The organism is Streptomyces sp. NPDC059743, from assembly GCF_042732975.1.
Lineage (GTDB): Bacteria > Actinomycetota > Actinomycetes > Streptomycetales > Streptomycetaceae > Streptomyces.
The window spans coordinates 24836-48114 of record NZ_JBHWGS010000003.1; the positions used below are offsets into that span (position 1 = coordinate 24836).

General features: G+C 70.1%; 20 protein-coding genes and 1 pseudogene. 16 read left to right on the plus strand and 5 right to left on the minus strand.

Features of this window, described 5'->3' with window-relative positions:
• Positions 1-56: 56 nt before the first annotated feature.
• The 7 genes and pseudogenes from ACFV6H_RS05870 (at position 57) to ACFV6H_RS05900 (ending at position 5721) form a co-directional block, all read left to right on the plus strand.
• Positions 57-674 (plus strand): TetR/AcrR family transcriptional regulator, encoded by a 618-nt coding sequence (locus tag ACFV6H_RS05870; protein WP_385539033.1) that lies wholly within the window; start codon positions 57-59, stop codon positions 672-674.
• A 255-nt stretch (positions 675-929) separates the two neighbouring features.
• On the plus strand, positions 930-1466 hold the full coding sequence (locus ACFV6H_RS05875; RefSeq protein ID WP_385539035.1) for a ParH-like protein: 537 nt from the start codon (positions 930-932) through the stop codon (positions 1464-1466).
• Entirely contained in the window at positions 1459-2703 is a 1245-nt protein-coding gene (locus ACFV6H_RS05880) for an MAB_1171c family putative transporter (RefSeq protein WP_385539037.1), read from the plus strand. Before ACFV6H_RS05875 ends, ACFV6H_RS05880 begins: the two co-directional genes overlap by 8 nt.
• A 146-nt stretch (positions 2704-2849) precedes the next feature.
• Positions 2850-3287 (plus strand): helix-turn-helix domain-containing protein, encoded by a 438-nt coding sequence (locus ACFV6H_RS05885; protein WP_161230713.1) that lies wholly within the window; start codon positions 2850-2852, stop codon positions 3285-3287.
• A 314-nt stretch (positions 3288-3601) separates the two neighbouring features.
• The gene (locus ACFV6H_RS05890; RefSeq protein ID WP_385539039.1) at positions 3602-3886 is read left to right on the plus strand and encodes a recombinase zinc beta ribbon domain-containing protein; all 285 of its coding nucleotides are present in this window, start codon (positions 3602-3604) and stop codon (positions 3884-3886) included.
• A 599-nt stretch (positions 3887-4485) separates the two neighbouring features.
• A pseudogene (locus tag ACFV6H_RS05895) lies at positions 4486-5064 on the plus strand (transposase family protein); the annotation flags it as partial.
• A gap of 60 nt (positions 5065-5124) precedes the next feature.
• The gene (locus tag ACFV6H_RS05900) at positions 5125-5721 is read left to right on the plus strand and encodes a cadmium resistance transporter (protein WP_384985933.1); all 597 of its coding nucleotides are present in this window, start codon (positions 5125-5127) and stop codon (positions 5719-5721) included.
• Between the two features lie 633 nt (positions 5722-6354).
• Here the strand turns inward: ACFV6H_RS05900 and ACFV6H_RS05905 are convergent.
• A complete protein-coding gene (locus ACFV6H_RS05905; RefSeq protein WP_385539041.1) occupies positions 6355-7578 on the minus strand; it encodes a helix-turn-helix transcriptional regulator in 1224 nt (407 codons plus the stop codon).
• A 171-nt stretch (positions 7579-7749) separates the two neighbouring features.
• Between ACFV6H_RS05905 and ACFV6H_RS05910 the strand changes: the two genes are divergently transcribed.
• A complete protein-coding gene (locus ACFV6H_RS05910) occupies positions 7750-7974 on the plus strand; it encodes a hypothetical protein (RefSeq protein WP_385539043.1) in 225 nt (74 codons plus the stop codon).
• Positions 7975-8867: 893 nt separating this feature from the next.
• On the opposite strand, the gene ACFV6H_RS05915 is transcribed toward ACFV6H_RS05910, so the two are convergent.
• From ACFV6H_RS05915 to ACFV6H_RS05930, 4 genes are all read right to left on the minus strand, one after another.
• Positions 8868-10175: an MFS transporter gene (locus ACFV6H_RS05915; protein WP_385539045.1), complete on the minus strand. Its 1308-nt coding sequence runs from the start codon at positions 10173-10175 to the stop codon at positions 8868-8870.
• Positions 10176-10184: 9 nt separating this feature from the next.
• On the minus strand, positions 10185-12869 hold the full coding sequence (gene lanKC, locus ACFV6H_RS05920; RefSeq protein WP_385539047.1) for a class III lanthionine synthetase LanKC: 2685 nt from the start codon (positions 12867-12869) through the stop codon (positions 10185-10187).
• Between the two features lie 108 nt (positions 12870-12977).
• Entirely contained in the window at positions 12978-13148 is a 171-nt protein-coding gene (locus ACFV6H_RS05925; protein ID WP_385539049.1) for a hypothetical protein, read from the minus strand.
• Positions 13149-13244: 96 nt separating this feature from the next.
• On the minus strand, positions 13245-13409 hold the full coding sequence (locus ACFV6H_RS05930) for a hypothetical protein (RefSeq protein ID WP_161230492.1): 165 nt from the start codon (positions 13407-13409) through the stop codon (positions 13245-13247).
• 318 nt (positions 13410-13727) lie between these two features.
• On the opposite strand from ACFV6H_RS05930, the gene ACFV6H_RS05935 reads away from it, so the two are divergent.
• From ACFV6H_RS05935 to ACFV6H_RS05970, 8 genes are all read left to right on the plus strand, one after another.
• Complete coding sequence (locus ACFV6H_RS05935) at positions 13728-15626, plus strand: BTAD domain-containing putative transcriptional regulator (RefSeq protein WP_385539051.1); 1899 nt, start codon at positions 13728-13730, stop codon at positions 15624-15626.
• A 133-nt stretch (positions 15627-15759) separates the two neighbouring features.
• Positions 15760-16851 (plus strand): radical SAM protein, encoded by a 1092-nt coding sequence (locus ACFV6H_RS05940; protein ID WP_385539053.1) that lies wholly within the window; start codon positions 15760-15762, stop codon positions 16849-16851.
• Positions 16848-17609, plus strand: a complete 762-nt coding sequence (locus tag ACFV6H_RS05945) for an iron-containing redox enzyme family protein (RefSeq protein WP_385539055.1) — start codon at positions 16848-16850, stop codon at positions 17607-17609. The genes ACFV6H_RS05940 and ACFV6H_RS05945 overlap by 4 nt, the downstream gene beginning before the upstream one ends.
• Positions 17606-17851 (plus strand): aroma-sacti cluster domain-containing protein, encoded by a 246-nt coding sequence (locus ACFV6H_RS05950; RefSeq protein WP_385539057.1) that lies wholly within the window; start codon positions 17606-17608, stop codon positions 17849-17851. Before ACFV6H_RS05945 ends, ACFV6H_RS05950 begins: the two co-directional genes overlap by 4 nt.
• A 74-nt stretch (positions 17852-17925) precedes the next feature.
• Entirely contained in the window at positions 17926-21339 is a 3414-nt protein-coding gene (locus ACFV6H_RS05955) for an adenylate/guanylate cyclase domain-containing protein (RefSeq protein ID WP_385539059.1), read from the plus strand.
• Positions 21336-22253 carry a S8 family serine peptidase gene (locus ACFV6H_RS05960; protein ID WP_385539061.1) on the plus strand — a complete coding sequence of 306 codons (918 nt, stop codon included), beginning with the start codon at positions 21336-21338 and terminating at the stop codon, positions 22251-22253. Before ACFV6H_RS05955 ends, ACFV6H_RS05960 begins: the two co-directional genes overlap by 4 nt.
• A 38-nt stretch (positions 22254-22291) precedes the next feature.
• Complete coding sequence (locus ACFV6H_RS05965; RefSeq protein WP_385539752.1) at positions 22292-22900, plus strand: GAF domain-containing protein; 609 nt, start codon at positions 22292-22294, stop codon at positions 22898-22900.
• Between the two features lie 120 nt (positions 22901-23020).
• A complete protein-coding gene (locus ACFV6H_RS05970) occupies positions 23021-23170 on the plus strand; it encodes a hypothetical protein (RefSeq protein ID WP_384985790.1) in 150 nt (49 codons plus the stop codon).
• Positions 23171-23279 lie beyond the last annotated feature (109 nt).

Consider the following 23279-nt stretch of genomic DNA (forward strand, 5'->3'; position numbering starts at 1 on the left):
CACCGAAGCAGGGCGGGGGGACCGTGTCGCCGCGATCGGCGCATACGAACGAGGAAATGCGTGAGCAGTCGCGGGAGAAGATTCTCGCCGCCGCGCTGACGGAGTTCGCCGAGAAGGGCTACCACGAGGCGAGCATCTCCGACATCACGGCCCGCGCCGGTGTCTCGCGCGGTCTGATCAGCTACTACTTCCCGGGCAAGCAGGCGCTCGTGGACGAACTCCTCGACCGCTATCTCGACGGCGTCGTCGAGATCTCCGAGGTGACCGGCAGCCCCGACGAGCGGCTGGCCGCGATCCTGGACGGCGTCCTGCTCGCCGCCGTACGGACCATTCCCGTACAGCGCATGGCGCTCAGTCTGGTCGTCGGCCCGGCCACACACGGCCTGTTCGCACAGGTCGAGGCCCGCAAGGAGGAGCGGATCGTGAAGCTGGAGGACCGGCTGCGCGAGATGTTCGCCGCCCGTGGCGCGGCCGATCCGGCGCTGGAAGAGGTCTTCTTCCGCAGTGTGCTGGAAGGCGTGATCTTCAAGACCGCCGTCTACGCGGGCCAATACCCCATGGAGCGCGTACGGAGCCGACTGTACGAGCTGTACGGTCTGCCGGCGCCACAGAACCCGCTGATCCTGCCCGACCCGCCGCCCGTGGGCCGGATGCGCGCCGCTCCCGCCGGCTGATCCGTGGCACGCCCGTCCCGGTCATCCGCTTCGCCCGCTACGCAAGGAGATGAGCCGAATGGACGCCCAAGCAGCGCCGGCCCAGGCCGCCCGTGGGACACGGCCGTCCGCCAGGGCCCGCCAGGACGGCGACGACGGTGCCGAAGGGCCTGCGAGAGATACGACGGGAAAGCGCAGCCGATTACGGGTGGCGCGGCGCGGCCGTCCGGTGCCCGCTCGTCACAGCCGACGCGCGGGTGCCGAGAGGAGGCACGCGTGAACCGGGGCCGCGCCGAGCGGCGTATCTGGCAGCGGACCCGTCGTATCGCCGCGTCACTGACGCTGCCACGGCCGTTCACGCCGGAGGCGTTCATCGCCGCCCTCGCGGAGCAGCGCGGACGGCCCATCGAGATCCTGCCCGTCGCCATGGGACATTCGCTGCCCTGCGGGCTGCTCGTGACCACCGACCGCGCCGACTACATTCTCTGCGCCGAAGGCACCACGGCCTTCCACCGGCGGCACATCCTGCTGCACGAGGCCGCTCATCTGCTGTGCGGTCATGACCGGGCGCCGGCGGCCGACTCGTCGGCGGCACGTCTGCTGATGCCGGGCCTCTCGCCCGCGCTGATCCGCCGGGTCCTCGGCCGGACCGTCTACACCGAACCGCAGGAGTGCGAGGCCGAGTTGCTCGCCTCGCTGATCCTGCACCGGGTGGCGCGGGACGAGGCCAGGCCCGCGCGGCCGGCCCAGGGCCATGGCGAGGCGGGCTGGCTGGTGGGCGCCGTGGACGGCGAGGGATCCGGCCGTGGATGAGGTGCTGGCGTACTGCCCGGCCGGTCTCGCCATCGCCGTCGGCTGGTACGAACTGCGGCTGGCGCGGCGCGGCGGATCGTCCTCGGCGGTGCGGCTGCTGTGCTGGTTCGGACTGACCATGGGCGCGGCGATGGTGCTCCTCGCCCCGGCCACGGTGGCCGCGGCCCAGCTCGTGTTACCGGGAGCCGCGCCGGGATTCCATCTCGTCGGACGTGAGCTGGAGATGGCCGCGATGGCCTTTCTGCCTCAGGCCGCGCTACGGCTGACTCCTCGGCCACCGGCGCGGCCTCGGCCTCCGGCGCGCATGGCCGGGCGCCGGCATCTGGGCGCGACCGCCGTCGTCCTCGCCGTATGCCCGGTGCTCTTCCTCGTCGCACGGCCGGAGGTCGTCGGAGGTACGGTCACCACGGACGCGTCCGGGTGGCCCTGGTTCGCCGCGTTCGACTCGGTCTTCACGCTGTACACGCTCTTCTGCCTCGGCCTGTTCACCGTGCCGGTGGTCCTGCACGCGCGAGGTCTGCCGCCCGGGCCGCTGCGCACCGGGCTCCGGCTGATCTGCGCCGGCGCCGTGGTCGGTCTGGCGTGGGGGCTCTGGGGCCTGGCGGCCGTCGTCAATATGGTCAGTACACACCGTCAGGGCGTCGGCCTGGATCCGGTGGCGGTGTCGCTCGGGACGGGCTGTCTCGTACTCGCGGCCCTGGGCGTGACCGCCGCCCGCTGGGGTCCCGCACTCGCCGCTCCGGCCGGCTGGCTGCGCCCTTACCGCGATCTGCGCGCCCTGGAACCGCTGTGGTCGGCCCTGCACGCCGTGGTTCCCGGCACGGCCCTGGGCGTCTCCTGGCGATGGGCGGGCCGAGTCGACCCGCGCGCGGCCGAATTCGCCCTCTACCGGCGGGTGGTGGAGATCAGGGACGGCTATCTCGCGCTGCGTCCCTATCTCGATCCGCGGATCGAGCTGTGGGTGGAGGGCGCCCTCATCCGTTTCCCGGTGCCTCCCGCCGGTGTCGCCGCCACGGTCGAGGCGGCGACCATCGCGGCGGCGCTGGAATCCGCCCGCGCCGGGCGGACATACGGTGATGGTGCCGCCGGTACCGGCGCCGGGCTCGCCTCACCGCCGGCCGAGGACACCGTCGACGCCGAGGCCGCCTGGCTGATCAGCGTGGCCGAGGCCTTCACCTTCTCCGGCGCGGTGGAGTACACCCGCCGACGGGCCAGGGACGAACTGACGCGCCCGTGAAGGAACTGGGCAGGCCGCGTCCGCCCTCCTCCGCCTCGATGGGCCATGAACTAGGATGAATGAGCAAGGACGGACGAGCAGCCGGAAACAATCCGGCGAGCCAGGGACCGGGATCCACCGGGCGGGCCCAGGAGGTGACGGACGCGATGGCCGACGAGGAGGCCGCTCCGTCGACACTGGCCGGGAGGATCGACGCCCTGTTCCGTGTGGTGCGCCGTCCCAACCGTGAGCAGTACAGCCACGAGGAGGTCGCCCGGGCGTGCCGCGAGGCCACCGGCGACAGCTTCTCCGCGACGTATCTGTGGCAACTGCGCACCGGGCGCCGGGACAATCCGACCAAACGCCATCTCGAAGCCCTGGCCCAGTTCTTCCAGGTACCGGTCGCCTACTTCTTCGACGACGACCAGGGCGCGGCGGTCGCCAAGGAGCTCGAACTGCTCGGCGCGCTGCGGGACGCGCAGGTACGCAGCATGGCCCTGCGCGCGGTCGGCCTCTCTCCCGAAGCGGTGGGCACGATCAGCGACATGATCGATGTGATCGCGCGACGGGAGCGGGAGCACGGCGCGGCGGACGACACCGCGTGAGCGATACCGCCCGCCGCTGACACTCCCCCGCCTCTTCCCCCAGTAGGTCCAACTCTCTGGGACTTGCTCGGGCAGCGGACCGTTTCCGCTGGTCACAGGGGGTATCCCAGGGCGACAGGCACTCAGGTCATGGCACGCAGGAAACCTCTGGTCTCCCGGGAGACCATGAAGAAGACCACCGAACGGGGCACAGCCCCTGTCCCTGCCGCATGCGACAACCGCCCCGAAGTGGACCTGTTGCTCAGGAAGTCCAAGGTCGTCCGCGAGGGGGAACGCACGCGGTCCGCTGCGTCACAGCCGATGTCCTGCCACAGATGATCCCCGCCGATCTCGCCGCACGCGCCCGCCGGCTCGTCTCCGGACACCAGATGCTCAACACCGCCAAGCCCCAGACGGAACGCCGAGTCCACCCGCTCACCGGGCTACCACGGTGCGCAGACTGCGGGCACTCGATGTCGTACGGCGGCGGTTCCTACGAGTGCCAGTACTACTCAGGCGGCGGCGCGTGCAACAAGCCTGCGTCCACTTCCCGTCCCCCGCTGGAGCGGTACATCGTTGAGGCATGGGCCGCACGGCTCCGGGCGTGGGTGCTGGCATGATGACGTCCATGACTGCATACCGAAAGGCCGATGCCGCGTAGACGGCCTGGCGCCCTGCGCGTCGAACAGCATGGTCCTCGCGCCTGGGAGGACCCGCCGCCGAATCGGATCCACGGGTTCTCTGCCCGCACCAGCCTCGCGATACATCGAGTAGAGGGGCTGTCGGCCGACTATTACGTCTATCCCGGTGCCACGGACCGTGCGCTGCGGCGTTACCAAGCGTTTCTGGAACCGCCTGGACGTCGGCCTCTCTATCCGCAGGACGCGGAGTGCTCGTGCCGCGGCTGTTCCTTTGACGACGTGAGGCATGCCCGCGACGTGCTCGAGCTGGTCCTGGAGCAGCTGCCTGTCCGGGCTCGTGCCGAGCTGGAGCGCCAAGTGGTCTCTCTGGACACTGTGTACCTCAAGCGCACCCTTCCCGACCCGTTTGCCGACCGCCGGCAGTGGCGCTCTGACCTTTGGTGGCGTCGTCGGCTCACGGGCGGCAGGGAGCCTGGGTGAAGACCCGAGGTCCAGCGCGTCAGCAGTGAAATGATCACAGCGCGGCTGGTGTGATCACGGCGTCGGCGCCATCCTGGACAGTGCCCTTCAGCGGGCTGATGACCGCTGTGCGGCGTCAAGGTGCAGACGCCGCACGTCGGGGTCGGCCGTGGGGTCTGCCGCTGGAGGACCGGGTGCTGCTAGTTGCCACGTACTGGCGTACCAACTTGACGCTGCGTCAGCTCGCCCCGCTGTTTGGGGTCTCGAGGTCTTCAGCCGACCGTATCGTCGGCCACCTCGGCCCTCTGCTCGCACTCCGGCCCCGCAAGCGGTTCCGCAAGGACACCGTGCCCATCGTGGATGCCACTCTTGTTCCAACCCGCGATCACACGGTGGCCGAACAGTCCAAGAACTATCGGTACTCCACCAATCACCAGGTCGTCATCGATGCGGACACTCGGCTGGTCGTCGTGGTCGGCCGGCCGCTTCCCGGCAATCGAGCCGACTGCAAGGCATGGGAGGAGTCTGGCGCCAAGGCCGCCGTCGGCGGCACCATGACAATCGCCGATGGCGGCTGTCCGGGCACCGGCCTCGTAATGCCCCACCGGCGCCGCAAAGACGAGGAACTCCTCGACTGGAAGCAGGCGCACAACAGGTCCCACAAACAGGTCCGCGCCCGCGTCGAGAGACCAGTGGCCATCGCGCTCCCGTACAGTCGTTCCACTCGGATCGGTACAACTTGTTGGGCGGGCAGGTCAGTGGACCTAGGCATCATCGGTCAGGCGGCGGGACTGTTCGCGGTCACGAACATTGACGACATCCTGATCTTGTCTCTGTTCTTCGCTCAGGGGGCCGGGCACCGTGGTTCAACGTCACGGATTGCGGCCGGTCAGTATCTCGGCTTTGTGGCGATCCTCGCCGTAACCGTGGCTGCTGGATTTGGCGCTACGTTCCTGCCCGAGTCGGCGATCCCATATCTCGGTTTGCTTCCGCTCGCTCTCGGGATCAAGGCGGCTTGGCAGGCGTGGAAGCATCGGAATGGCGAGGGCGAGGAGGGCGAAGCCAAGACGAGTGGGCCCAAGATCCTTGAAGTGGCCGCAGTTACCTTCGCCAACGGTGGCGACAACATCGGCGTTTATGTCCCCGTGTTCGCCACCGCCGGGATCGGCGGTATGAGCGTGTACGTGGTCGTTTTCCTTATCCTGCTAGCCGTGTGGATATTCGCGGGCTGGTTCTTCGCCACCCGCCCGGCCATTGCCCGTGCACTCAGCCGCTGGGGTCACATCCTGTTGCCCGTGGTTCTCATTGGTATTGGTCTGCTCATCCTCATTGAGGGTGGAGCGTTCGGCCTGTAAGTGCCCGCGTTGTTGATCGGCCCCGGTTCAGGCAGCCGGGGCTTTTCCATGCCCAGCCCGCCGAATAGAGGTGAGCTCCCATGCCCCGAAAGCCTCGCCCCCGTGTTCGGTACCCGGGTACCCCGAGCTGACCACGGGTGGCTGCGGTGCCAAGCGCGAGCGCGAGGCCGAGCAGCAGCGTGGGACGAGTGCAGAGCCGGGCTACACCACGCGTTGGCAGCGTGTTTGTAAGACATACCTGTACCGCAACCCGTGGTGTCTGCTGTGCGTTCGCACGGCCACGGTTGCCGGTCACTTCCCTTTGTCTCGGCGTGAGTTGCTGGCTCAAGGTGTGGCCAAGCCGGAGGCGTTCAATCGTCTCCGTCCGCTGTGCACGCAGTGTCACAACAAAGAGACCATTCAAGAGTCCCCCATTCTTGACCGCCTGCCGCTTATCCAGGTTGAGGGCAGTGCGTACAAGTACAACGAGGAATCCACATTGCCCGGAGTGGCAGGGCAGCAAGAAGCCCCGCCGCTCGGGGAGAGGGGTAGGGTTCTGTGCGTCTGTGGCAGCCCAGTCAGGAAGCGTCCGAATGGCCCTCCCGGACAGCCCCGACGAAGGCCGCACAGCATCACATACGCTGAGCGATATTGCTACTCTCCGGCCTCTAGCGCCTTGAGACCCTGGTAAGCCTCGCGAAGATCCGGCGCTTCCGGCAGTTGCCGTGTCTCCACTGCCTTGACGACTTCCAATGCACGCCAATGGTTTGAGGGCACGATACGGCCGGACAATATGGCGCGTTGAGCCGCATTGCACGCTTCGTCCATACGGTCGCCACCGAGCAAGGCCAAAGCCAAATCAATATTGGCTGACGCGACCCGGCGAGGCCATTTGTGAATATCCTCAGAAGGGGCCAGCCTGGCAATTACCTCGCGCGCGTAAGTTTCTGCGGACGGGTCTCCGATCCATGCAAGCGTTGTGGCGGTGTAGGCCAGCGACTTACCGGGGTCGTATTGGAAATGGTGCTCCGTTCCTTTCCATGGCACCATTGCCCCAGACATTCGTTGAACCTTTTCAATCGCCGCATAAGTCGCTGCGTTTTCTCCGAGGCGCGCCCGTGCCCTTCCTTCTTGAGCTGTAGCCTGAATTTCTACTGAACTTCCGGTCGGTGCTAGTTGTTGCGCCACCTGAGACAGTTCGAGCGCACGGCCGTAGTCGCCATCCGTAAGCACTCGCCAAGCGTCTGTTTCGTAACACCACGCTTCGATTTCTCGGTGCCCGGCGTGCCGAGCAAGGCTTGCCGCTGCCTGCAAACGGGCCGTTGCGGCGTGCTCCTGGTTCAGATCGATATGGAGCGTCGCGCCCAATAGTTGGAACCAGCCTCCGACGACGTAAAGCCGTTGCTGTTCGCTTAGTGTCATGCGAGCGTCCATGAGATGCGCCACGTACGCAGAATGCTTCCGCACACGCTCCAAAAGTTCCTGTGGCGGAGAAACTGGATACTTCATGGCCAACTCATCGAATGAGTTTTCTAGCCGGCTCAACGTCTCCTTCCCCACGTCGCTTGCCGAGACCCGCCGCGCCAATTCGAATGCATCGAATTCATCATCGGTTGTAGGGTGCGCAACCGAAAGCCACAAGCCAGGCGGTTGGGGCAGCGTGTACGCGTCGGGAATTAGAAGCGCGTCAAGCTCGTTCGCTGTGACTCCTAGCGCTTTAGCGATCTTCGGCCGTTGCCAGGGCTGAGGGCCGGTTTTCCCATTTTCCCAGCGCTGAACAGTGGAACGGTCAACGCCTACCGCTTCCGCGAATTCCTCTTGATTCAATCCACGTGCTTTGCGGCGCTCCGCGAATCTCCGCCGCCTAGTGTCGGTCATCCTGCCCGTCCCCTCTCGTCCGGGTGCCGTCCGCCCTGGTCAGCGTATCCAGTGCGGCCAGAGTGCGGCAGGACTGCGGCCTTTCTGCTGTGGTGCCGAGCCCTTCGCCACGCTTCTCTAGGTCAACACTCGACAGCATCAACGGTCTTGATGAACAGCGGGATGGTGGCCATGGCATACGAACTACCGAAGCGGTTACTCCGCAACGGCGCGGCAGAGCTTGAAGCGGCCGTCACCCGACACGAGTTCTACCGGCTGACGCCGGATGAGACGTGGCACAGCAAGTGGGCGTTGTGGCCGGCCGGTACCCCCCGTGGGCCGTTTCGCAAGCCGACCCGCACGATTCTCCATCGGGTCATGGCCGGACTGGAAAAGCGGTTGAACTGTGACCAGTGAGACCACGACAGCCGTGGACGTGCCCACGCCGGACCTTGAGCCCGTGGCCCGGCCCGAGTGCGACATCTGCCGTGCGGCGGACCGGAGTCGAGCCACTGCTCACACGGTGGGCAGCCCTGTGAGTGTCCGAAGCGCCAACGACACCATCCGGCAGCACCCGCACGGGGCGACCGATCAGAAGGACGGGACGGAGTGAAGGAGAACCGCGAGATCCCTGTACGGTCCCATCTGGCCGCATGGGACCCGTGCCAGTGTGGAAGACCGGAATGCCCCGACGCCGTTGCCGACGACGAACCGAAGCACAGTCGAGCCGACGACCGGTCGCACAGTCCCACCATGGAGCGCATCCGGCCCCTCATCCATCAGGACACCGCGCAGCGCCGTCACGAAGTCGGCTTTCTGGGGCGGCGGCTGTGACCGACAAGCCCGCCCCGGTAGATCTCCCGCGAAAGCCTTTGCGGACTTCAAGCAGTGCCACTCCTACCAAGGAAGCGACTACCACTCCTTTGGCCCGTGATCCACGCCCACGCATCACCTTTCATGACGGGACGCCGCGCTGCTACGCGTGCCACTGGCCCGTGGAACCGGAGGAACCTCACCGCAGGGTGTACTGGGACGCTCCTTCCGGCCCCGGCTGGCACGTGCCCGTACACGAAGACTGCTTCAAAGCCATTGAGTACGAACAACGTGACGGCCACGAGTAGTCACGGGAAGACAGGCCCCGGCTGGGTATTCAGTACCTGCGCCAGCTCAAGGGGCAATTCGGCCCCGCCCATGAGTCGCCTTGGCGCATGGGCGGGGCTCTTTCACGCCCTGACCTGCTGATTTCCTAACTCCCAGGGTGTACGGTCTTCCCCGCGGCTCCTCCCCCACTGCTCCTTCCCCGCCTGCCGTTACGTCGGCCGCTCCGCGTCCAGAGGCGCGTCCCGTACGGCCGCCGCTTCCCGTTCGGCAGCCTCGCGCAGGCGGCGGGCGGTGCGCAGTGCCCGTGGCAAGGTCGTCAGCACACCGGCCAGCCCGGCCAGGGCCATGGCCCACAGCGCCTCGCGGATCCCCCACCGGCTGCCGAGCGCGCCGCCCAGGAGCGCGCCGGATATCCCGGCCGCCGCCGTGCACACCTGAAGTGCCGCCATGGACCGGCCCAGTACGGCTTCCGGTACATCGGCGACGAGCACGGAGGTCACGGCCACATTGGCGATGGCCCCGAAGAACACCGGAAGCCCGATGCCCAGAGCGGCGCTCGGCGCGGCGAGCGCGAGCGGTCCGGCGGAGAGAGGCAGCAGCAGCGTGCACGCGGCGGCCAGTGTGAAGGTGAGCAGCGCCACCCGGCGCGCGTCGCTGCCCGGCCGCAGCAGCCGCGAGGCCACGGCCGATCCGCCGAGGCCCATGACGCCGGAGAGCGCGAAGACGGCTCCGAACGCCTCCGTGGGCAGTTCCAGGGTCCGCAGCAGAAAGGGACCGGTGAGCGCGGTGAGCGCCGCCGCCGTACAGGTCGGTACGACGACGAAGACCGCGAGCGCCCGGTGGAAGGGATCCTTGGTGAAGAACCGCAGTCCGTCCGCCGCACCGCGCAGCGTGGCCGCCAGTGGCTGTCCGGCTCTGGGCGGCATCCGGTCCGGTTGACGCATGCTCAGCAGGGCCACGGCGCTCAGCAGATAGCTCACGGCGTCGAGCGCCAGGGCCGACGCACCGCCGAGCACGGCGACGGCCGGGCCCGACAGCAGCCGCCCGATGAGCGAGGCGCCGTACTGACCGGCCTGGAGCTTGGCCCGCGCGGGACCGATTCCGTCCGCTCCCGTCAACTGTTTGAGATGCAGGAAGTAGACGGCGGTCGTGAGCGTGGACATGGCGCCCAGGGCGGCGCTGAGGCAGGCCAGCCAGACCACCGTGACGATGTCCTGGGCCAGCCCGAGCGCGACCGCCGCGACCGTCGCGGCGGAGACGCAGTCCAGCGCCAGCAGGGCCCGCCGTGGCCGGGTGATCCGGTCGGCGAGCGCGCCCGCGGGCAGCCCGAAGAGCAGCACGGGCAGAGTGGCGGCGGCGCTCAGCAGACCGACTTCCATGGCCGAGGCGCCGAGATGGACCACCGCCACGATGGGCAGGGCGATCGCGGTGAACACCGAACCGAAGGCGGAGGCGGTCTGGCCCCACCAGTACAGAGTGAGATCACGGCGGCGTGGAGTGTGCTCCGGTTCATCCATGGCGGTGCCTCACCGGGTGGTCAGGTCGGATACGGCGGTGGGCACGGCGGCCGGGAGCGGGCTCTCCGTGAGCAGGGCGCCCGGGCGCGGGTCGAGCAGCTGCGACAGGAAGAGCAGGACTCCGGCGGAGCCGCTCCACAGGTCGGCGCTGAACCGCAGCAGCCGGTCGCCCAGGAAACGCACACCGGTGGTGTGCGGAACGGCGAACTTGTAGAGCCCGCGCGCGATCCGGATCGCCTCCTGGCGGCTCGTCCCGTCCCCGGTGAGCTCGGCGTGGTCGGCGAGCGCGAAGCCGAGACCGGCGAGTCCCTGCTGGAGCCCGGACATCGCGGGAGCTCCGGAGCGCAGGGCGGTCAGCAGCCTGGGCAGTGCCTCGGCCAGCCGCCGGTCGTCGACGACGCGCAGATAGCGGGCGACCGTGTACGCCGTCCCGGCCGAGCCGCAGTAGAGATAGGGCAGGCTGCGGCCGTCCGCCGCGGAGATGGGGAAGTACATCCCGGGCGCTCCGGGTGCGGAGTCCCGGTCGAGTTCGGCGTGCAACAGCCGTATCCCGCGCCGGAGATGGTCCCGCTCGCCGGTGACACCGGTCAGTTGACACAGCATCAGGGCCACTCCGCAGCGGCCGTGCATCAGACCGGTGGCGTCGTCGGGACCGAGCAGAGGAGTGAGTTCCTCGTCGGGAGGCAGGGCCGCTGCGAGCGCCTGGGCCCGGTCGATGTGGTGCTCGTCGCCGGTACGGCCGTACAGGGCGAGATGGGCCAGGGCGAGCCCGGCGGAGCCGCCGTACAGCGTCGCCGACGCGGCGCCGGTGGTGAGCGGATGGCGGTCGGCCACCGTGAGCAGTTCGCGGGCCTCGTCCAGCAGACCGCGGTCGGCGAGTGTCCGGGCGATGCCGGCGAGACCGACGTACAGGCCCGGCGCCAGGTCGTTCCTGGCGGCGAGGGCGTCGCGGCGCAGCCGTTCCAGCAGCCCGTCCGGCAGGGCCCGGCCGGCCCGGCCCAGGGCGTGTACGACACCTGCCGTGCCATAGGCCACGCACAGGGTGTTGGTGCGGTAGCCGTCCGGGATCGTCGGGAACACCCGGTCGGGATGGCCGAGATCGGTCATCGCGAGCAGTGCGTCCGCGGTCCGGTCCCGCAACTCCGCGAGATGACGCAGTGGTTCCGCCGCCACCGACTCGGGCGAGGGCAGCCGCTCGGACGTGGACAGCCGCTCCGGCCGGGCGGGCACCCCCGTCGCGGTAGCCGGCCCGCCCGGCCGGTGGTACTTGGTGGCGCGGTTCCACAGGACCTCGGAGACCGGGGCGTACGCGGTCAGCTCATGGCGCAGATGGGCCAGTACATCGGGGTTGTGCCGGATGGAATGGTGGTACGGGCCGACGAGCAACTGGGCCAGTGCCGAGACGCCGTAGTCGTCGTAGAGGGACGGATCGCCGTCCGCGTCGGCGAGGAGCGCGGCCGGCGGGGCGTAGCCGAGGGTGCCGACCGGCGTGAACGGCGTGCCCGGGCGGTGTACCGCCTCGAAGTCGACCAGCCTCACGCCGTCGCCCTCGGTCACCAGGACATTGCCGGGGCTGACGTCCACAAAGAGATAACCCGCCGCGTGCAGCCGCTCCAGGGCCTGTTCGATCCCGGCGAGGATCCTCTCGGACCGCGCGTAGTACGCGGCGAAGGCCTCCGAGGTCAACTCCCCGCCCAGCATCGGGTGGTTGTCCGCCATCCACGGCTGGAGTCCCTTGCCCTCGATCGGCTCGGTGACCAGGAACTCGTGCTCACCCTGGCGGAAGTAGGCGACCGGTACCGGCGCCAGTCCCGGCGCGGTGGTCCGCAGCTCCTGAAGGACCCGCCACTCTGCGCGCAGATAGTCCGGCGCGGTGGCGCCGTTCGGGGCGACACCGGAGTGCGCCCGCGCCTCCTTGATGAACACCGGGCGTCCGGTGGCCTCTTCGCGCCCTTTGTAGACACCGCCGCCATTGCTGAACTGCACGGCTTCCTCAAAGACGTATCCCTGGAAGGAGAGTTGCTTGCCCGCGCCTGCGGATCCGGACCGGACGGCGCGGCGGGCGCCGGCCGTGCGCTCGGCGAACGGGTCCGAGACGCCCTCGGGCAGGACGAAGGACATCCCGCGCCGGTCCTCCGTCTCCCGGCCGTTCCCGTCGCGGACCAGCAGCAGGTCCGTGCCGTCGGGCCGGACACGGCTGCGGCGCGTGAACGCTCCGTAGCGGTAGTGGACCGTACGGGAGTCCTTGTAGCGGCGGTCGGTGAGGATGCGCGGCCCTTCCTCGTCCGCGAGGGCCACGCGCAGCTGTTCCATCAGCGCGCCCGCGGCCTCGGCGCTCCTGGGGTAGGCGGCGATGAACTTGCCGTTCGCCTGCCGGGCCGCCTGCTTGTGATGGGCCCACAGATAGAACAGCCGGCAGGACAGATGCTTGAACGTCACGTCCTGCTCGAAGCAGATCCCGGCGACGGTGTCGAGCACCTGTGCAAGCCGGTCGGGCCGGGCCGAGACATGGACCTTCCAGCCGTCCTCGACGCCCGGCTTACGGTCCTCCCTGTACCAGGTGGTCCAGATCCCGAAGTCGAGGTCACGCCAGCCCTCGGGCGGGCTCGAAGGCCGGAAGACCTCGCCCCGGTCCCGGCTGTTCTCCAGCGGTGCGTAGAACTCTCGGTCCGCTACGGCGAAGGCGACGGGCACGTCGGTGAACCTCTCTCGGGCGGGACTTCGGGTGGGACCGCGATCGGTGCGCGTCCGGCCGGACGGTGACGGCGGCCGGCCGGAACACCATCGATCGCGGAGAGCGCGTCAGCAGAGGGCGATGCTGCTGGTGCTGGTACCCGGCTGGTCCAGGTCCTTGCCGGGAAAGCCGCTGTCCAGCTCCTGGAGCTCCAGCGGAGACCCGGCGTGCGCCTCGACCTCGGCCTCGGTCTCCGCCTGCTCGGTCGACTCGTTCGTGGGCTCGGTGTTGTCGGCCATGACTCCTCCTCGGATAGCGAACCGTGTCCGGCGACGGGAGTGTGTCCGGCCGCGCGGTGACAGCGGCCGGACACACCCTCGGTCACATGGAGCCGATCAGCAGAGGGCGACGCTGATGTTGCTGGTGCCCGGCTGGTCCAGGTCCTTGCCGGGGACGGCGCCGTCCAGCTCCTGGAGCTCCAGCGGCGACTCGGCGTGCGCCTCGACCTCGGCCTCGGCCGGCTCGGTCGACTCGTTCGTGGGCTCGGTGTTCTCGGCCATGGCTTCTCCTCGGATAGCGAACCGTGTCCGGCGACGGGGGTGCGCCGGCAGCACCAGAAGCTAGAACAGGCCGATTCACAGATGCCCAAAGAGCGGTATGTGTCCGGTATCCCCGCATACCAGAGAGGTGGTACGGGCCGGGCGGCCCGTGGTGAACCGGCCGCCGCCAGGTGCCTCTTGCGTCCGCCCTAGCGGAGATTAATGATGTATCCGCGCTTATTCATCTCAGCTTACGACCGCCGGGCAGACGTGGTCGCCCTGTGCTCCCGCGCCGCCGGTCGCCGACACGCCGCCTCGACCCCAGGAGGTACGAACGTGATGAACGGCATCGCCGAACCGCGGACCGGCGGCATACGGTTCTCCGTCCTCGGCCCGCTCTCGGTTCATTTGGGCCCACAGGCCCTCCCTCTCGGCCCGTTGAAGCAGCGTCTGCTTCTGGCGATGCTGCTGTGCCGGCCGAACAAGCCGGTCTCCGTCGACACGCTCACCGACGCGCTGTGGGCCGATATGCCGCCTCGTACGGCCCGTAAGAACCTCCAGGTGTATGTCTCGGCCCTGCGCAGACTGCTGGACGACGCCGGAGCCCGGGACCGGCTGGAACACCAGGCCGGCGGCTATGTGCTGCGCGTGGGCGAGGACGAGCTGGACTCGCTGCGCTTCCACCGCCTCGTACGGTCGGGCAGGGACGCGCTGCGCCAGGGCGCCTCGGTCCCGGCCGCCCGGCTGCTGCGGGAGGCACTCGACCTCTGGCGCGGTCCGGCCCTGCCCGAACTCCTCTGTTCCCGGGCGATCCTGGACGAGACCGAGCGGCTGAACAGCCGTTATCTCCAGTTGTACGAGGACTGGGCCGAGGCCGAGCTGAGCCTCGGCAACGCACCGCGTATCGCCGAGACCGTCGCCGATCTCGTGGAGCAGCATCCGCTGCGGGAGCGGCTGCGGGCGGTCCAGATGAATGTGCTGTGCCGACTGGGCCGGCAGACCGAGGCGTTCGCCGCGTACGAGGGACTGCGCCAGCTTCTCGCCTCCGAACTGGGACTCCAGCCGAGTCCCTCGCTCCAGGCGCTGTACCGGTCGATGCTCGACGGCGGTCAGGACGGCACCGGCGCTCCTCCAGGGCCGGGCGTGCCATCCGTCACCGGAGCCGCGCGCAGGAGCGTGCGCTCTCTTCTGCCGCAAGATCCGGCGGACTTCACCGGCCGCCGCGACCAGGTGCGCGAACTGATGACGCTGCTGGGCGAGGACGGCCATGCGGAACGGCGGGTCGCGGTCCTCACCGGCCCGGTCGGCATGGGAAAGACCGAGACGGCCGTGCATGTCGCGCACCGGCTCGCCGACGCGTTCCCCGACGGCCGGCTGCTGGTACGGATGCGCGATACCGCGGGTGTCCCCCGGCCCTGGCCCGCTGTCCTCGCCGAACTCGCCCGGCTCGTCGGCCTCGCCCTCCCGATGCCGGGCGGCGCGGTACCGGACGGCGGCGCGGTACCGGACGATCCGGACGAGGCCGCCGCCGTATGGCGGGCCTGGCTGGCGCACCGAAGACTGCTGCTCCTGCTGGACGACGCCGCCGCCGAGGCCGATGTCCGGCCGCTCCTGCCGGATGCCGGAGCCAGCGCCGTGGTCATCACCGCCCGCTCCCAACTGGGCGGACTCGCACCGGCCCACCGGCTCGCGCTGGCGCCGTTCTCCATGGCCGAGGCCCTCGACCTGCTGGCGGGCATCATCGGGCCCGACCGGCTGCGCGCCGACCTGGGCGCCGCCGAACGCATCGTCGCGGCCACGGGCATGCTGCCGCTCGCCGTCCGGGTGAGCGGGCTGAAACTGGCCGTACTGCGCCATCTCCCGCTCGGTGAGTACGCGGCACGGCTGGCCGACGACAGCACTCTGCTGGACGAACTCACCGCGGGCGACATGGACGTACGCCCTCGGCTGTCCAAGTGCTGGAGCGAGCTGCCCGAGACGAGCAGAACGGTGCTGCGCCGCCTCGGGACTCTTCCGGGGCCCGTCTTCACGCTCCATGAGGCGGCGGCCGTGCTCGCCCATGGGCAGGACCAGGCCCGCAGGGAGCTGGAGTCCCTGATGGACGCGGGAATGATCGCCCTGCCGGACAGCGAGGTCACCGCGCACGCGGTGCTCTACGAACTCCCGCGTCTGCTGCATGTCTACGCGCGGCAACAGTCCCTCACCGATCCGGCCGGCGCCCGTCACGCGATGGCCTGACCGGCGTTCACGCGCCGCCGGCCTGCGGATTTACCGATTTCCAGGCGTCCGTGACCGAGGTTTCGAACCCGTCGCCCGGAGACTTTCCGTACACCACGATCCGCCGTGCACCGCCGAGAGAGGAGGAACCGCCGTGGAGCTCGCCGAGCTGATGAGTCTGCGCCCGCTGCCGGGCGCCGGGCTGCTGCTGAATCTCACGCGCCGCTGCCCGCTGCACTGCGCCCACTGCTCCTCCTCGTCCACCATGGAGTCCGAGGAGCCGGACGGCGGCCGGCTGCTGCGCTTCGTCGGCTCGTTCCGCGCGGACGACCGTCCCGATGTGCTGATGATGTCCGGCGGTGAGCCTCTGCTGCGACCGGATCTGGTGGCGGCACTGGCCGGGCGGGCCCAGCGGGCCGGTACCCGCTGCGCGCTGCTCACCGGCGCGTTCTTCGCTGCGGACACCGACTCCCGGGACACGCCGATCCCGGCGAAGATCCTGCGTGCGATCACCGCGGTCGACCACTTCTCCGTGAGCGTCGACGCCTTCCATGAACGGGAGGTTCCGCGCCGGGCCGTCTTCCGTACGGTACGGCGGGTGCTGGACGCCGGAGTGCCCGCCAGTCTGCATCTCGTCGGCTCCGGGCCGGACGATCCGTATCTCACCGACCTTGTCGCCGAGGTCCGCCGGACCTTCGCGGACCGCGTGCCGATGCTGGTGAACACCGTACGGGCCGTCGGCCGCGCGGCGTCCTGGGCCACCGCCCGTCCGGTGGCGCCCGATCCGCGACGCGCGCTCCCGTGCTCGATGGCCGCCTGGCCGGTGGTCGCCCACGACGGAACGGTCCTCGCCTGCTGCAACCAGCAGACGGTGGACACGCGCCCGCCGCCCGCTCATCTGACGCTGGGTCATATCGCCGTGGACACCTGGGAAGAGATCCGGGAACGGTCGTCCTCCTCACCGGTGCTGCGGATGATCAGAACGGTGGGACCGGCCAACCTGCTCCACAGGTCCGCGCCCGGCGCCACCGCGCGCGGCTACTGCGCGGGCTGCCGACGGCTCGGTGAGCATCCCGAGGCACTGGCCATCGCGCACAAGGTCGCCTCCGGAGCCGCTGGCGCGCTGCTCGACCGGCACGCGGCCCGGCTCCAGTCCGAGGCGGGCCCGGTAGCGCTCGTACGACGCCATGGCAGCGCCCGCCACGCCGACTTGGTGTCCCTCGGTGGGCGGGAGGCACCGCGATGAGAGCGGCTGCGTACCCAAAAACCGACGCGGGCACCGCCGTTCTCGCCGGACAGGCGCTACGGGCCAGGCTCGCGCTCACCGCTCCGGCGCTCGGCGCGTCGACCGCCCGGCTGTGGCGTGCGCCCGGACTCCGGGAGCGGTACGCCGTCTACGTACAGGCCATGCACGGCGTGATCCGGGCGTCCGTACCGCTGATGGAGCGTGCGGCGGCGCGCTGCGCCGAACTCGGCCCGCGCGACCGGATCGCCGCACCGCTGGCGAGCTATCTCCGGGAGCACATCAACGAGGAGCGCGGCCACGACAGTTGGCTGCTGGCCGACTTCGCCGCCCTCGGCGGAGATCCGCAGACTCTTCTCACCACGCTCCCCCAGCCCGCTGTCGCTCGTCTCGTGGGTGCGCAGCAGTACTGGATCGAGTACCACCATCCGGTGATGCTGCTCGGTTATATCGCGGTCCTGGAGGCCGGTGCTCCCGCGCCCTGGCTGGCGGATCGCATCGTCTCCGTGACCGGTCTGCCGGAGGCGGCCGTCACCACCGTCCGCGAGCACGCCGGTCTGGACACCGGGCACGCGGCGGAGCTCTTCGCCCTGCTCGACCGGCTGCCGCTGAGCTCTTCCATGAGTTCCGCCGTCACCGTCAGCGGGCTGCACACCCTGGACGCGCTCATCGAACTGTTCGGATGCGTCGACCGTGACGCACGTACCGCACGTACCGCACCGCGCCCGTACGGTCCCACGGCAGGAACGGACACGTCATGAACGAGCCCGAAGGCCCTCGCCCCGGCCGGCCCGACCGGCCCGGCCAGCCCGCACCCGACGCGCTGGCCGCCCTCGAAGAGCACGGTTTCCCGCTCTCCGAACTCACCGACGAACAGCGCCAGGTGCTCCGCGGTCTCACTCCGGACGAGGTCTTTCTGCTGCTGGACATCAAGGCACGCCTTGACGAGGTGGGCCCCGAGGTCCAGGCACACAGCGAGATCGCCGGCGGCGCCCTCTTCTGACGTCTCCCGCCCAGGTCTGATGCCTCCCTCGCAGTTCCGATCTCTCCCTCCCAGAGCCGAAAGGACAACGATCCATGCGGTGTGCCTCGTGCGAAGGCCTGCTGCCGCAGAGCGCGCGGTTCTGTCCGCTCTGCGGAACGACCGTCGCCGCACGCCCGGCCGCGCAGGCCGAGGAGCGGAGGACGGTGACCGTCGTCTTCTGCGATCTCGTCGGCTCGACAGCGCTGTCGGGGACGCTGGATCCCGAGGCTCTGCGCGCCGTGACTCTCCGCTACTTCGGGCTGATGCGGGCCCGGCTGGAGGAGTTCGGCGGCACCGTGGAGAAGTTCATCGGTGACGCGGTGATGGCCGTCTTCGGCATTCCCGAGATGCACGAGGACGACGCCCTGCGGGCGCTCACCGCCGCACTCGCCATGCTGGACGCGGTGGAGGAGCTGAACGACACGGAGCTCGAACCCTCGCTCGGGATCCGGCTCCGCGTCAGGATCGGTGTCAACTCGGGCCCTGTGGTGAGCGGTACGGATGTCAGCGCCCGTCAGGCCCTCGTCTCGGGCGAGACGGTCAATATCGCCGCCCGGCTCGAACAGCACGCCTCGCCCGGTGAGATTCTGCTCGGCCCGGAGACACGGCTCGCGGCCGGAGCGGGCGCACGGACGGAGAGCGTCGGTCCGCTGACACTGAAGGGCAAGGCCGGCCCGTTCACCGCCTATCGGCTCTGTGGCATCGGCGAGGACGCGCCGGAGCTGCTGCGCCGCTTCGACGTGCCGTTCGTCGGGCGCGAGCGGGAGCTGACGGAGCTGGGCCTGGCGCTCGCCGATGTGTCCGACGGCCATGGCTCGTATCTGGTCACCGTCTACGGCGACGCGGGGATGGGCAAGACGCGTCTGCTGCACGAGTGGCGCGAACGCGCCGCGTCGTCGGTGGTCTTCGGCTCGGGACGCTGTCGCCCGTACGGGGACCACGGCAGCCTAGCGCCGCTGGCCGAGGCGGTCACCGCGCTCCTGGACCGGAGCGCCGGGACAGGGACCGGTACGGGGACCGGAACCGGGACCGATGAGCTCACCGATCCGGCCGAACGCGCCGTGTGGAGCGCCGCGTTGGAGGTGCTGGCGGCCGGTCTGCTGAAGGACGGCACACCGAATCCCTCGGTCGGCGAGACATGCGCCGCCGTGGTCGCTCTGCTGACCGTTCTCTCCCGGCACCGGACCGTCGTGGTGATGATCGACGACTGCCACTGGGCGAGCGATCCGCTGCTCGGCGTACTCGACCGTCTGATCGAGGAACTGGACCTGTCCGCCGTGCTGTTCGTCTGTCTGGCCCGTCCTGATCTGCTCGACCGGCGGCCCGGCTGGGGCAGCGGCCGGCTGCGCTCCCGTGCGCTGATGCTGCCACGGCTGACGGCGGCCGAGTCCGAGACGGTGGCTCTCGCGCTGACCGAGGTGAGCGCCCACTGGGCCGGTGAGGACGGCAGCGCGGTGCCTGCCCGAGTGCTGGAGGCGGCCGGTGGCAATCCGTTCTATCTGGAGCAGCTTCTCGCCACTGTCTCGGAGCCGGAGTCCGCGTACGGCGCCGACGGGCGCGGCGATCTGCCGCCCACGCTCCAGGCGCTGCTCGGCGCGCGTATCGACGCGCTCGGCGGCCCGGAGCGGGCCGCGCTCGACCTCGCGGCCGTCGTGGGACGGGAGTTCACCGCCGACGATCTGACCGCGCTCGCGGCCGTCTGTCCGGAGGGCGCGCCGGGCGGCCCGCTGCACGGCGGTCCGGCTTCGGCGGGCGCGGGGGCAGGCACGAGTACGGACGGCCGTCCGGAGGAGCCTGTCCGCTCGGCGCTGACGCGGCTCTGCCGACGCCGTCTGGTGCAGCCGGTGGGACGTACCGCCTCCGGTCGCGCTCCGCTCCGGTTCAGCAATGTCATCGTGCACGAGATCACCTACGAGTCCATGGCCAAACGGGTCCGGGCCGAGCGGCACGAGCACGCCGCCGAGGTACTGCCGGCCCGGACGGACGGTGAGAGCGGCGCTTCCCGGCACGCGACTGCCGAGCGTCCGTCTCCTGAGCGTCCGTCTCCTGAGCGCCCGTCTCCCGAGCGGGACGCGGCCGTGGCGGGCCATCTGGAGCGCGCCTTCCGCTACCGCGCGGAGCTCGGCGTACTCGACGCCCGTACGGAACAACTACGCCGCCGCGCCGCCCGGTTGCTCATCGCGGCCGGCTCCCGGGCGCTCGCCCGTTCCGATCTCGCCTGGGCCGGCACGCTGCTCGCACGGGCGGTGGAACTCTCGACGGGAACGGAAACGGGAAGGGGAACGGGAACGGGGACACGGGCAGGGACGGAGCCCGAGTGGGCCGAGGCCGCACGGCGCCTGGGCGAGGTACGGCTCGCCACCGGCCGGACCGACGAAGGCCGTGGCCTGCTGCTCGCCGTGCTCGACAACTCCCGGGAAACCGAGGGGAGTACGGGCACGGCGGACGTCCCGGCCGTGGAAGCGGCCCATGCCCGGCTCGCGCTGGCCGCCGCGCCTCCCGCCGATATGCCCGCAGACATCGCGGAGACGGCCCGGCTCACCCTGCCCGTGTTCGAGCGGGCCGGTGATGAACTGGGCCAGGCCAGGGCATGTATCCGGATGGCGCAGGAGCGCCAGCTCCAGGGCCGGCACGGCCAGGCCGACGCCCTGCTCACCCGCGCTCTCGACCACGCGGTGCGCCACGACGCCGAACCGGAGCGCGCCCTGGCACTCGGCGCCATCGGTGTCTCGCTGTGGCGAGGGCCCGAGCCGGTGCCCACGGCGCTGACGCGCGGCTGCGAACTGCTGGCCGAACACGGCGGCCCGCGGCCGACCGTACAACTGACGCTCAACTGTCCGCTCGCGGTCCTCGTCGCCCTGCGCGAACAGTGGGACGAGGCCCGTGCCCGGCTCACCGACGCCCGCAGGATCGCCGCCGAACTCGGCTATGCGGAGGGCGCTGTGGTGGTACCCATGTTCGCGGCGGCGGTGGAATCGCTCGCGGGCCGGGACGACCGGGCGCTCGATCTGCTGGACGAGGCGGCGGAGGCCGGACGCGGGCTCGGGGCCGGCGGACTGCTCGGAACGGTGACCCGCGAGGCCGCGCGTGTACTGCTGGACGCGGGCCGCGTGGACGAGGCCGAGGAGCGTCTCGCCTCGCACGCCACCACTGCCACATCCACGGCCACCACCGATCTGCCTCGCTCCGACGCGGCCGATCTCTACGGCGTCCTCGCCCGTATCTCCGCCGCGCGGGAGCGCGCCGAGGAGGCCCTCGCGCTGTCCGCACGCGCCGTGAGCGCCGCCGACGCGACCGACTCACCGGTCGTCCAGGCGGTCGCCCTGCTGGATCGCGCCGAGGTGCTGGGACGGCTCGGCCGTCGGCCGGAGGCACGGGAGGCCGCGGAGCTGGCGCGCGGACGGTTCGCGACGAAGAAGCATCTGCCCGGTCTGCGCCGGGCCGCGCGAACGGCGGAGTCGGTATGAGCGACAGCTACGGCGGGACCGGCGACCGGTACGGCGAGAGCCCGGGAAGCCGCACGACGGACGGTGCCAGAACGAGCGGCGACGGGACGGCGCACCGTCCCGGCCTGGTCTGGAGTCTGCGCGGCGAAGGCCCGCGGGATGTCCGGGTCACCGCCGACGCGCCGGCCATGCCCGCACCGTCCACCTGGGCCGGTGCCCGAGGGCGCGGGATCAAGGTGTGCGTCGTCGACTCCGGTGTGGAGCGGGACCATCCGCTGATCGGCGCCGTCGACGGCGCCTGGGCCGTCGTCCAGGACTCCGACGGGATCACCGTGGAGCGCACCGAGAGCGGCGACGCCTGCGGACACGGCACGGCCTGCGCGGGAATCATCCGCGCCACGGCGCCCGAGTGCGAGCTGTACAGCGTCCGGGTGCTGGGCAAGGGCTTCTCCGGAACCGGCGACATCATGCTCGCCGGTCTGCGCTGGGCCGTCCGCCAGGGCTTCGACGTGATCAATCTGAGCCTCTCCACCACCCGTACGCGCTTCGCGCCGGAGCTGCACGCCCTCGCCGACGAGGCGTACTTCCGCAGGACCGTGATCGTGGCCTCGGCCCACAACACGCCGGTGGAGAGCTTCCCGTGGCGGTTCGCCTCCGTCATCTCGGTCGGCAGCCACCGCGAGAGCGATCCGGAGCTCTATCTCTACAATCCGCGCCCTCCCGTGGAGTTCTTCGCGCCGGGCCAGGACGTACGGGTCGCCTGGCTCGGCGGCACCACGATGCGGACGACGGGCAACAGCTTCGCGACGCCGTACATCGCGGGCCTGTGCGCGCGGATCCTCTCCGAGCACCGCCGGATGACCACCTTTCAGCTCAAGACCGCTCTCTACCTTTCCGCAGCAAACGTCGAAGTCGCCGCCAGGGGTGCGCAGTGAGGGAAAGCAGTGCAGGGAACGAGTCCGCCGAGTCCACGGTGTCCGGCGCGTCGGCCGTGTCCGGCGTCGATCCGGTCGATCCGCTCTCCGCGGAGCTTCTGCGGTCCGTGGTGGATGTGGCGCGGGCCATCTTCGGAGCCGAGGCGAGTTCGGTGTTCCTGCTGGACGAGGCCGCGCACGAGCTGGTCTTCCAGGCGGTCTCGGGACGCGGCGAGGCGTTCCTGGTGGGACGGCGCTTCCCGGCGGACAGCGGTATCGCGGGCTGGGTCGTCACCTCGGGCGAGCCGATGATCGTCGCGGATCTGTCGCGCAGCGCCGCGTTCGACCGTGACTTCGCGAAGTCGACGGAGTTCGTGCCCGACGCGCTGATGGCGGCGCCGCTGATCCATGGCGACCGGGTCCTCGGCGTACTGGAAGTACTCGATCCGGCGCCGCAGGCCCGCTCCAGCCTCGGTGAACTCGATCTGCTCGCCCTGTTCGCCCGGCAGGCCGCCACGGCCCTGCGGCTGGCGGACGACCGCCGCGGGCCCGCGCGCACCGCGAGACCCGCGGATCCCGCTCCTTCGCCGGATCTCGCCGAGGGCCCGAGGTCCCGGGCGCTGGATCTGCTGGAGGACCTGCGGAGCGTCCTCCAGTCGCCCGTCTGACGGCGGGCGGCCCTTCCAGGACAGCCCTTCCAGGACGGCCCTCCAGGACGGCCCCACAAGCTTCCGGCCCCGGATCCCCGGAGCCGGACCGCGATCGACACCCAGAAGGAGGTGAACACCATGCAGAACACCATGAAGAAGACCGGATCCCTCAAGAAGATCACGGTGCGTGTTGCCGGCCCCGTCCGTCTGACGGCCGCCGCCAGCGCCATCTACGGCAACACCTGCGACCCGGGCACGCCCACCTTCCCGCCGCTGTTCCCGCACTGATCCGCCGGGGGGTGGGGGGGGCCGCCCCCCGGGGCCGCGCCCCCCCCACCGCGCCGAGCCACCGCAACTAGTTGGCGGTAGAGTAAAAAAAACGCGACGTGGGAATAGT

Excerpts from the sequence above, each read along its gene's own strand:
- ACFV6H_RS05890 (WP_385539039.1), top strand. The coding sequence starts at position 3,602 with ATGATCCCCGCCGATCTCGCCGCACGCGCCCGCCGGCTCGTCTCCGGA.
- ACFV6H_RS05950 (WP_385539057.1), top strand. The coding sequence starts at position 17,606 with ATGAACGAGCCCGAAGGCCCTCGCCCCGGCCGGCCCGACCGGCCCGGC.
- ACFV6H_RS05930 (WP_161230492.1), bottom strand. The coding sequence starts at position 13,409 with ATGGCCGAGAACACCGAGCCCACGAACGAGTCGACCGAGCCGGCCGAG.
- ACFV6H_RS05915 (WP_385539045.1), bottom strand. The coding sequence starts at position 10,175 with ATGGATGAACCGGAGCACACTCCACGCCGCCGTGATCTCACTCTGTAC.
- ACFV6H_RS05945 (WP_385539055.1), top strand. The coding sequence starts at position 16,848 with ATGAGAGCGGCTGCGTACCCAAAAACCGACGCGGGCACCGCCGTTCTC.
- ACFV6H_RS05870 (WP_385539033.1), top strand. The coding sequence starts at position 57 with ATGCGTGAGCAGTCGCGGGAGAAGATTCTCGCCGCCGCGCTGACGGAG.
- ACFV6H_RS05970 (WP_384985790.1), top strand. The coding sequence starts at position 23,021 with ATGCAGAACACCATGAAGAAGACCGGATCCCTCAAGAAGATCACGGTG.
- ACFV6H_RS05885 (WP_161230713.1), top strand. The coding sequence starts at position 2,850 with ATGGCCGACGAGGAGGCCGCTCCGTCGACACTGGCCGGGAGGATCGAC.
- ACFV6H_RS05955 (WP_385539059.1), top strand. The coding sequence starts at position 17,926 with ATGCGGTGTGCCTCGTGCGAAGGCCTGCTGCCGCAGAGCGCGCGGTTC.
- ACFV6H_RS05935 (WP_385539051.1), top strand. The coding sequence starts at position 13,728 with ATGAACGGCATCGCCGAACCGCGGACCGGCGGCATACGGTTCTCCGTC.
- ACFV6H_RS05910 (WP_385539043.1), top strand. The coding sequence starts at position 7,750 with ATGGCATACGAACTACCGAAGCGGTTACTCCGCAACGGCGCGGCAGAG.
- ACFV6H_RS05925 (WP_385539049.1), bottom strand. The coding sequence starts at position 13,148 with ATGGCCGACAACACCGAGCCCACGAACGAGTCGACCGAGCAGGCGGAG.
- ACFV6H_RS05905 (WP_385539041.1), bottom strand. The coding sequence starts at position 7,578 with ATGACCGACACTAGGCGGCGGAGATTCGCGGAGCGCCGCAAAGCACGT.
- ACFV6H_RS05960 (WP_385539061.1), top strand. The coding sequence starts at position 21,336 with ATGAGCGACAGCTACGGCGGGACCGGCGACCGGTACGGCGAGAGCCCG.